Below are 9,358 nucleotides of genomic sequence, written 5' to 3'. Positions count from 1 at the left end.
GGTCCATATCATCGAGAACACCGTGGCTGTGGCCCATGCCTGCGGCGTGGAATGCCCGAAGGTGGCACCGCTGGCCGCCGTGGAAGTGGTCAACCCCAAGATGCCTTGCACCGTGGATGCTGACGAACTGCGCAAGATGAACGAGGAAGGCAAGATCACCGGTTGTGTGGTGGATGGCCCCCTGTCGATGGACATTGCCATCGATCCCGAAGCTGCCGCCCACAAGGGTGCGCAGGATCGCCCTGCTGCCGGCCACGCCGACATCCTGCTCTTCCCCGACATTCAGGCCGGCAACTTGGTCTACAAGACGCTGGTACACACCGCCGAGTGCAAAAATGGCTGCATCCTGACCGGCACCAAGGTGCCCGCCATCCTGACCAGCCGTTCGGACTCTTTCCAGACCAAGGTCAACTCCATCGCGCTGGCAGCCGTTGTTGCGGCAGGCCTGCAGGCGGAATAAGACACCCAAAGAAAAGGAGACGATACCATGTCCATCAAAACGTTGGTCATCAATCCCGGTTCCACCTCCACTAAGGTAGGCGTGTTCGAGGACGAGACCCTGCTGTTCGAGGAAACCCTGCGCCATCCCACCGAAGAGATTGCCAAGTACGCCAGCGTCATCGACCAGAAAGACTTCCGCAAGGAGATCATTCTGGACTTCCTGAAAGAGAAGAACTGCGATCCCAAAACGCTGAACGTTATCGTGGGCCGCGGCGGCCTGCTCAAGCCCATTCCCGGCGGCACCTACGCTGTCAGCGATGCCCTGCTGGCCGACCTGAAGGCCGGTGTACAGGGCCAGCACGCCTCCAATCTGGGCGGCATTTTGGCCCGTGAGATCGGCGATGCGCTGGGCATTCCCAGCTACATCGTGGACCCCGTCGTGGTGGATGAGCTCACCGACAAGGCCCGGCTGTCCGGTATGCCCGAGCTGCCCCGCCGCTCCATCTTCCACGCCCTGAACCAGAAGGCCGTGGCCCGCCGTTTTGCCAAAGAAAACGGCAAGCGGTACGAGGATCTGAACCTCATCGTCATTCACATGGGCGGCGGCGTATCCGTAGGCGCCCATGACCACGGTCAGGTGGTGGATGTCAACAACATTCTGGACGGTGAGGGCTGCTTCAGCCCCGAGCGCAGCGGCACCGTGCCTGTGGGCGATCTGGTCAAGATGTGCTTCAGCGGCAAGTACACCCAGCAGGAGGTCTACAAAAAGATCTGCGGCAACGGTGGTTTCAACGCCTATCTGCACACCAACGATGCCCGCGTGGTGTCCAAGATGGTGGACGAGGGCAATGCCGAGGCCAAGCTGGTGCAGGATGCTTTCTACTATCAGATCGCCAAGGATGCCGGCGCTATGGCTGCCGTGCTGTGCGGCAAGGTGGATCAGATCATCCTGACCGGCGGCATCGCTTACAGTGCCTACACCCGCGAGATTCTGGAGAAGTATCTGGGCTTCATCGCGCCCATCACCGTTTACCCCGGTGAAGACGAGCTGTTGGCGCTCTGTCAGGGCGCCCTGCGCGTCGTTACCGGCGAAGAGCAGGCCAAAGAATACTAAGAGGCTCCGCGAAGGAGCCCTCTCCCCCGTTGTAAACTACAAAAAGCAGGAAAGACAGATGTCTTTCCTGCTTTTTTGTTGTTTCGCGATCAGGAGGCTTCCTCCTCGGCTTCCGCCAGCAACATTTCCATGATCTCGTCGTTTTGCTCCTCATACTGCGCCGCTACCGCGTCGTCAATCACGTAGACCGTCACCGGAATCACAGCGCTCTCCACCGACTCTTCATAGGTCTGGTAATAGAGGTCCACAAAGGCATGCCCCGTCATCAATGCCGTGCCGGTGTCCGCCGCATAGGCATAGCCGTAGACAAATTTTCCATCATCGCTGGTAATGTACAGCAGCGTCCCGTAGGGAATAATGGAAGGATCCACCGCCACCGTGCCGTAGGTCAGCCGGCGGCCGCTGGCGCCTTTCGCCGTGGCGGAGGCCGAATATCCGGTGGAGCGCTGCCCGGTGTAGGTCTCGGTCACGCCCTCCGACGGAACCCCGTCCACGATCTCCGGTCCCACAAAGGAGGAGACGGGGGTTTCTTCCCCGTAGACCTTGACGACAGTGGGCACCATTTCCACCTGTGTAATGCGCTCTACCTCCTGCTTTTCAGACCAGACACCATCCAGATAGACGTCCCGCCAGGTCACGGTATCCAATCCATCGCTGCCCTCTTGCAGGACCATCGTTTCGTCTTCATCCCGGTAGAACAGGCTGGTGGGGATTTCCTGCCGCTCTGTCGGAACCACCACCTCTTCGGTATACTCCACATATTCCACGCGTTGGAGCGTCAGGCTGCTGCCCTCGGTCACCACCTCGTCGGCCGCAGGGGTCACCCAATCGTCCTCATCATAGGTGATGCCCAGCCCAGCCAGCAGTTCAGCGGCGGTCGCTCCGGTGGTGATCACCTCATGGGTTTCACCGTCTGCCGTCACCGGCACCGTATAGGCCCGCAGTACCTGCATCTGTTCCCCGTCTGCGATCTGTGACCAGACAATCTCATCATGTTCTCCCAGCGGCGGAGTATCGGTTTGCGCCAGCAAGACTTCCTCGCTGTCCGAACTGGTCAGGATGCGCACACTGCCGCCGTGGGTGTCGCTGACCACCACAAAGTGGAGCGACTGGGAGGTAAAGGCAATGGCCAATCCCAGCGCCAAAGCGCCGCCCAACAGCGTCCCCCACTTGGGCAGTTCCAGCTCCATCCGACGACGGATATGCTCTTTGGTTTTTACGGATAAAGGCATATGATTTTCCTCACAAAGAAAGTGCCGGCCCCGCAAAGGGCAGGCACCCCAGACAATTTTTCGATAACCGTTCACGGTTCCGGCTTATTATACTTCACTTTGCCTTAGTTGTCCAGAACCATTTTACTGGATCTTCTACGGAATTTTTCGCCAAAAGGGCAAACTTTGTGAAGAAGGCACGTTTCTTTTTGCGGCAAAACACGCCGCACCTTCAAAGGAAGGCGCGGCGTGCGGGATGCAAAGGCTTCTGTCCGGTTCAATGGGAGTCCGAGTTCTTTTGCGCTAAAACATCGGACAGTTTAGCCCGGGGGATCGAACCGATTACGGTGCTGGAGGAGCAATTCACCAAGGTGATTCCCCGTTTGGAACAATATTCATACAGAATGCGATATGACCGCAACAGTTCCCAATAGGAGCGGGCATTGCCCTCCATCGTAGCGTTTTCAGCCATTTTGGTCATTCGGGCTTTTTCTGCGTTGCTGAGCTGGTAGGCATAATCCGCAGAATCGTTAGCTTGCAGAATCGATTTTACAAAAACCACAATGCCGGTCGTGTCGCAGCCCAAGAGATAGATCTCCTCAAACCCCATATAAATCGCCAGCATAATGGCATAGACTACCACACTGGCCTGACTGGGCAGATACTTGGCAAAGTCGATAGGTTCCTGAAAATGCTCATAGAACGCCAAATTGACCTTGAAAAAGTTCATACGCAGGCTATCCATCAGGCCGTACTTTTTGGCAAAGTCGATGAAATCCGCCGGGATAAAACACTCCGGCTGGTTCCCTTCTGTATTGAGAGAACGCATTACCCGCAGCAGTTCTTGGTCCCCTTCGTCGTCGGGATCCACATCAAAGAAGCGAAAATCCGACCAGAGATGAAAGTTGGCGTGCAAATCCTTGAAATCTTCCCGCCGCATTAGCTGGTTTACGGTAAAAACGTACTCCTCTTGCAGGTCCGAAAACCGCACATCTTTTAAGGACGGGCCATTGCCCAAGATAAAGCAGTGCTTGCCGCGATATCGATTTTTCCACCGCGTATTGCGGCGGATCTGTTGGTATTGCTCCCGCTTGACGAGGGAAAATGCCCAGAACTTTACGGTTTGGCACCATAGGTTGGATAGCCGATCCGACAAAACCGACACGTTGATTGCCTCCTTACCGGCCGCTCAGCACGGCGAAATAGGTATCTGCGCTTTGCTTCAGCACGCAGCGATGATTCAGTTTAAAAAATTGGGTATCCCGGCACATCTGCTGCCATTGCTGCGCATCGTAAGGGGCGTTGAGCACCCCCGCCAAGGCATATAGCTACGGGTTGTTCTGGGGCAGTTCGTCCACCATACGACGAATCGATTCCACATTTCTATACCCCAGTTCGATGGCAAAGTCAATCAGCAGGTAGTCGATAGGTCGGTCATACCGTCGATAATATTCCGCAAAAAAGTCGCAGAGAAACCGGGGGATCTGCCCTCCCTTGGCGGCAGCCATGCAAAAAACGCTCCACCGATATGCCGAAACATAGGCATGGGTATCATCCGGCTCCTGCATTTTGCAGGTATGCCAGCACCGCTCCGCCCAATCCGGTTGTTCCAGCGAGGCCGCACAGTAGACCGTGGCATCCAGCCACAGACCACCATAGTGCGCGAGCAGATAGCTGCGCAGATAGTCACTGTATTGCTGCACGGACAGCTTTTTTTGCAACCACAATTCCTGCATGGAAGGCGGCAGTTGTGCATATTCTTCCACATTTTGCTGGGTGAGCAAAATCACCGGCCGTGTCCCCGCCTGCCGCCGAATGCTGTCAATGCAGGTCTGGACCAGCGGCGGGGCCGCTTCATAGCCTTGCAGCCAGAGTACCCATACGGGTGCGTTCCCGATGGAGTGTGTTTCTGCGGCAGAATCCGCTTGCAGTTTTTCTGCCTCTTGTTGAAGGAACGCCCCAAACCGCTTTTGCAGTACCGTCAAAATGGCCGCCTGCTTTCCCCGATGAAAACCGGCGCAGGGATGGAGCTTAGCCAGCAGCGTCCACCCAAAGACCGCCGGGCCGAACCGGGCACTATTCCACAATCCCTGCAGAAAACGAACCATTTTTCCAGACAACTTCATGCTTTGTTTCCTTTTACCTTGTCCAGCCAACGAAAGAACGACCAACAGCGGGTACGCAATGCCCATGCATACCCCCACGCCTTAAGATTGGCAGTGGGGCCCAGCGTTCGGGGATTCAGAATATCCTGTTCCTTGACCAATGCCAAGATTCGCTGCTGGGTCTGCGCATCCAGCAGACCGTTGTGGGCGCACTTGATGGCATCCGACCCCAGCTGTTCCAGATAGTTCCAGTTCAAACCGGACAGACATTTCCTGCGTTGTCCCGGTTCGGTCAGTGTTTCTACCAACTGGCGCAGCAAGGGATAGCTGATTTCAAACGAAGCAAAATACCGGTCGGGGTCTTGGAGCAATCGCTGGGTATTTTTCAGCGCATAACGATAGACATACCCACAGACCGGCACCCCCAAAACTGTCTGGGCGTGCAGCAAAACCTGCCCGTTAAAATACCGGTCTTCCCCTTGTGCAATACCGATGGGAAACCGAATGCCATGGGCCTGCACAAATCGGGTTTTGATCAACTTTCCCCAACACTCACTGAGCTGAGCCGACCCGGTCAGCATGGCGATCATCGCCGCCTTATCGGTACACCGTTGGGAAAAGAGCGGACGAGGGATGTACTGCCCCGATTGGGGGTGGAAATCCATCACCTGAAAAACCACCCAATCCTCATGGATTCGTTCCGCTTCTGCCTGCAAATAGGACCACAAACGGTCATCCAGCCAATCGTCGGCGTCTAAAAATAGAAGATACTGTCCGGTCGCCGCCGCCATTCCTCGGTTTCGGGCCGCACTCACCCCTTGGTTTTCCTGATAAAAATACCGAATCCGCCCATCTTGGTGACACAAGGCCCGGCAGAACGTCCCCACATCCGGTCGAGAACCATCATCTACCAGTAAAATCTCGGTGGGAATCGTGGCTGCCCGCGCGCTGTCAATGGCCCGGCAAAGCTGATCCTGCGGCGGATCATGCAGCGGTATCACAACGCTGAGCCAAATTCCTTCCATCGTTTCCCTCTCGATCTTGCAAAGTTATTGCATGGTTATGTTCTGCCATTCTCCCCAAGCCCCCCCAAAAGGCAGTCGCCGCGTATCGGGGGACCGCTCTGGGATACCGCCAAGCTTCCTTTTGGGGAAGAAACATCTTGTCAGAAAGTCCGCCATTTTGCAACGAAATCAAAATTTCGTTGTGCATTTTTCTTTTTTAGCATACCATACCTTTTGGGAAAAAGCAACGCACCACCGGATTCCGTCACAAACAAAACGCCCCGAAGCGCAATGCGCTTCGGGGCGTTTGAACTCAATCAGGGGACACGCTGCAACAGCAGACTGGTTGTTTGGGAAAGATTGCAAGCACGCGGACATTGGGTTGCCCGCTGCGGGGAGCAAGTTTCCCACCGCTGCAATGCACGGCGTCCTATGGGGTTTCTCGGCAGCGTTTCGGATACTGCTTACACTTTTATCCGCCGCCTTTTTCAACCAAACTTTACAGCAGAATATACTTCAAAATAAACAGAACTGTCAGCACGTACATCAAGGGGCTGATCTTCTTTTCCCGTGCCTTGCCGGTGATGAGGTTCAGCAGCGTCCAGGAGATGACACCGATGGTGATACCCTCCGAAATGCTGTAAGCCAGCGGCATGGCCACGATGGTCAGGAACGCCGGAATGGCATCCGACAAATCATCGAAGTCAATCTTCACGACGGCGCCCAGCATGTAGAAGCCAACGATAATCAAAGCAGGAGCCGTTGCAAAGGAAGGAATGGTCAGGAACAGGGGGCTAAAGATCACCGCCAGCAGGAACAGAACGCCAGTGGTCATCGCCGTCAAACCGGTACGGCCGCCCTCGGTAACACCGGAAGCACTCTCGACGTAGGTAGTGGTGGTGGAGGTGCCCAACAGAGCACCCGCGCTGGTAGCAATGGCATCGGCCAGCAGTGCCCCTTTGATTCGGGGCAGGTGGCCGTCCTCATCCAGCATATCGGCCTTGGAAGCAACGCCGATCAAGGTGCCCAGCGTGTCAAAGAGGTCGACAAAAAGGAAGGCAAACATAACCGCGAAGAAATCCAACGGATTCAGCCCCGAGAAATCCACCTTAAACACCTGACCAAAGGTCTTGCCCAAAGCGGAGAAATCAAAGCTAACGAAAGAAGTAGGGATGACAGAGTACATCCCGGCATCCGCATCGGGGATATACAGGCCACACAACTCGCAGAGGATGCCAAGAGCCCAAGTGATCAGGATGCCGTAAAGGATGGCCCCCTTGACATTTTTGACCAGCATAATGGCGATGACCAAAACACCGATCAGCGCCAAGATCGCACCGATGCCCACGCTGTGGAAGGTTTCGCCCTTAAAGCTCTGGTAGGTCAGCAGCGTGGAGTCGCTATTGACGATAAGTTTGGCATTTTGCAGGCCCACAAACGCGATAAACAGGCCAATGCCCACGCTGACAGCAGATTTCAAGGTCGTAGGAATGGCATTGAAAAGAGCTTCACGGACGTTGGTCAAAGACAGCAAGATGAAGATGATGCCTTCCGCAAAGACGGCCATCAATGCCATCTGCCAAGTGTAGCCCATTTTCAGAACGACGGTATAGGCAAAATAAGCATTCAGACCCATACCGGGGGCCAAGGCAAAGGGATAATTGGCCAGCAGCGCCATCAACGCCGTGCCGATAAAGGCGGACAGCGAGGTGGCAATCAGGATGGCATTGGCATCCATGCCGGTGGCCGAAAGGACACTCGGGTTGACTGCAAGGATATACGCCATCGTCATGAAGGTCGTGATACCGGCCATGATCTCTGTTTTGGCGTTGGTATGATTTTCCCGCAGCTTAAAAACTCGTTCTAACATGAAATTCCTCCTATTTCAATGGATGCTGTTTTCCGCCCCTTGCTCCATAGAAAGTGCGGGGAGAAAAAACCGTGACACTCATTCTACCATTTTAGACATAGTTTGTCCATATTTTAAAAAAGATTTTTTTCGTTCCCATGTGAAATAGTCATACTTTTCCCAAAAGATTCTCGCTTTTAAAAGGAAGGCTTGCCCCATTTTTCCCGCATTCCTTCACCGGTTAGGGGCACTTCCCTTTTATTTCCGCCTCCTCTAAAGCAACGATCCTTTCCCATCGCATAGAACAAAACAAATCCTGCAACAGAAAGATCCCCGGAAAGCCATAGCTTTCCGGGGATCTGAAAGGTTTTGAAATCGCGATTAGCGCTTGCTGAACTGTTTCCGGTGCGGCAAATGTGATCTGGTTGCTTCGGTTTGAGCGTTTTCCGGAGGCAATAATAACACAGAACCGTACATTTTACAATCATCCAGACAAAAGTTTTTACAACTTCAGCCAAAATCTGCGAGGCGCCTTGCTTCTTTTCTGCTTCTTATCCACGGCAGCTCAGGGCTGTGGAGGAAAGTCAAAAGCAGTAAAAACCTCCAACCGAATTTCATTATACTAAATCTTATACAGCTTCAAACGCCAACGTTAAGACATGCTTGACCGCATGAATTAATCTAAGGCAAAAATCAATCGCAAAGCACTGGGGCTTCCTCATTTTGGGGTAGCCCTTTACTTTGACCTTTTTAGACACAAGATCAAATACCTTCAATTCTACTTTTTAGTTTGTCAACTTCAATCTTTCGTTCTTCCTGTTCCAACCGTAAAAAAGCAAGCAAGCACATTTGATATGTTTCATCATACCAATGCTCTAATTCTTCCGGAGACATCTCTGCAACCGCCTGTTTAAATTTTCCTTTCATCGAAGGATCGATATTATTATGTCGAAGGTTCAGATTGTTGAATAAATAAAAAAGATCATTACAGAACCCACTATCAACTTTAGAGAGTTGGGGCCGCTTAGCTTCCAATAGCTCTGCAAGCTTTAAAATCGTATTTTTCTTTTCCTGCAAATTTCCTTTCATACTGTGATGATTGTAAGAAAACACCTTATATGATATTTCTTGTGGAATCTGTTCATTTTCCGCTACCGAAATTGCTGCAGGCGATTTCTCAACGAATGTCACAAAGCCATCTTGACGCAGAGGCATATATGGGAATACTGTCCCTTGAGCGTGTCCAGATACTGCCGCAGGATGGTCTCCCGGCTCATGGCGTTCACCAGGGAGACCTCCATGCCGGAGAGCTGGATGTCTGCGGGCATCAGGTCAACGCCCTCCGGGTGGTGCAGGATACCCTCGCCGGGGCGCAGCGGCTCGTCCATCAGGATACGGCCCATCGCGTCGGACAGGGTAAAGGGCAGCTTGTCCGGCTGGGGGTGGCCCAGGCTGATGGTCAGGCTGCCTTGCGGGTCCCCGTCGATCAGCAGCACTTTCTTTCCGGCCTGCGCCAGCCCAATCCCCAGGTTCGCGCAGGTGGTTGTCTTGCCAACGCCGCCTTTCTGGTTGGCGATGGCGATGATTTGCGTGTTCAATGACTTCACCTCATTTCTGAATTGTTCTATGGCTTC

General features: G+C 53.8%; 9 protein-coding genes and 1 pseudogene. 2 read left to right on the top strand and 8 right to left on the bottom strand.

Annotated elements, in window-relative coordinates; translation table 11 throughout:
- Nucleotides 1-460, top strand: a 460-nt coding sequence (locus Q0526_RS15075) for a phosphate acyltransferase (RefSeq protein ID WP_298735320.1), incomplete at its 5' end; no start/stop codon positions are given.
- A gap of 27 nt (nt 461-487) precedes the next feature.
- Nucleotides 488-1,555, top strand: a complete 1,068-nt coding sequence (gene buk, locus Q0526_RS15070; RefSeq protein ID WP_298735318.1) for a butyrate kinase — start codon at nt 488-490, stop codon at nt 1,553-1,555.
- Nucleotides 1,556-1,644: 89 nt separating this feature from the next.
- On the opposite strand, the gene Q0526_RS15065 is transcribed toward buk, so the two are convergent.
- From Q0526_RS15065 to Q0526_RS15030, 8 genes and pseudogenes are all read right to left on the bottom strand, one after another.
- Nucleotides 1,645-2,787, bottom strand: a complete 1,143-nt coding sequence (locus Q0526_RS15065) for a 3D domain-containing protein (protein WP_298735315.1) — start codon at nt 2,785-2,787, stop codon at nt 1,645-1,647.
- 256 nt (nt 2,788-3,043) lie between these two features.
- Nucleotides 3,044-3,931, bottom strand: coding sequence for a hypothetical protein (locus Q0526_RS15060; RefSeq protein ID WP_298735312.1), 888 nt, complete (start codon nt 3,929-3,931; stop codon nt 3,044-3,046).
- A 163-nt stretch (nt 3,932-4,094) separates the two neighbouring features.
- Nucleotides 4,095-4,892, bottom strand: a complete 798-nt coding sequence (locus Q0526_RS15055) for a capsular polysaccharide synthesis protein (RefSeq protein ID WP_298735308.1) — start codon at nt 4,890-4,892, stop codon at nt 4,095-4,097.
- On the bottom strand, nt 4,889-5,896 hold the full coding sequence (locus Q0526_RS15050; protein WP_298735305.1) for a glycosyltransferase family 2 protein: 1,008 nt from the start codon (nt 5,894-5,896) through the stop codon (nt 4,889-4,891). Before Q0526_RS15050 ends, Q0526_RS15055 begins: the two co-directional genes overlap by 4 nt.
- A 478-nt stretch (nt 5,897-6,374) precedes the next feature.
- The gene (locus Q0526_RS15045; RefSeq protein WP_298735302.1) at nt 6,375-7,745 is read right to left on the bottom strand and encodes an NCS2 family permease; all 1,371 of its coding nucleotides are present in this window, start codon (nt 7,743-7,745) and stop codon (nt 6,375-6,377) included.
- Between the two features lie 176 nt (nt 7,746-7,921).
- A complete protein-coding gene (locus Q0526_RS15040; RefSeq protein ID WP_298735299.1) occupies nt 7,922-8,242 on the bottom strand; it encodes a hypothetical protein in 321 nt (106 codons plus the stop codon).
- Nucleotides 8,243-8,486: 244 nt separating this feature from the next.
- Nucleotides 8,487-8,939 (bottom strand): hypothetical protein, encoded by a 453-nt coding sequence (locus Q0526_RS15035; protein WP_298735296.1) that lies wholly within the window; start codon nt 8,937-8,939, stop codon nt 8,487-8,489.
- Nucleotides 8,939-9,322, bottom strand: a pseudogene (locus Q0526_RS15030) (AAA family ATPase); the annotation flags it as partial. The pseudogene Q0526_RS15030 and the gene Q0526_RS15035, both read right to left, overlap by 1 nt.
- Nucleotides 9,323-9,358 lie beyond the last annotated feature (36 nt).

The organism is uncultured Subdoligranulum sp. (assembly GCF_937890665.1).
Note: the sequence above shows the minus strand (reverse complement) of the source record. Positions and strands in the feature narration are given on the sequence as shown.

Excerpts from the sequence above, each read along its gene's own strand:
- Q0526_RS15045 (WP_298735302.1), bottom strand. The coding sequence starts at position 7,745 with ATGTTAGAACGAGTTTTTAAGCTGCGGGAAAATCATACCAACGCCAAA.
- Q0526_RS15050 (WP_298735305.1), bottom strand. The coding sequence starts at position 5,896 with ATGGAAGGAATTTGGCTCAGCGTTGTGATACCGCTGCATGATCCGCCG.
- Q0526_RS15055 (WP_298735308.1), bottom strand. The coding sequence starts at position 4,892 with ATGAAGTTGTCTGGAAAAATGGTTCGTTTTCTGCAGGGATTGTGGAAT.
- Q0526_RS15065 (WP_298735315.1), bottom strand. The coding sequence starts at position 2,787 with ATGCCTTTATCCGTAAAAACCAAAGAGCATATCCGTCGTCGGATGGAG.
- Q0526_RS15035 (WP_298735296.1), bottom strand. The coding sequence starts at position 8,939 with ATGCCTCTGCGTCAAGATGGCTTTGTGACATTCGTTGAGAAATCGCCT.
- buk (WP_298735318.1), top strand. The coding sequence starts at position 488 with ATGTCCATCAAAACGTTGGTCATCAATCCCGGTTCCACCTCCACTAAG.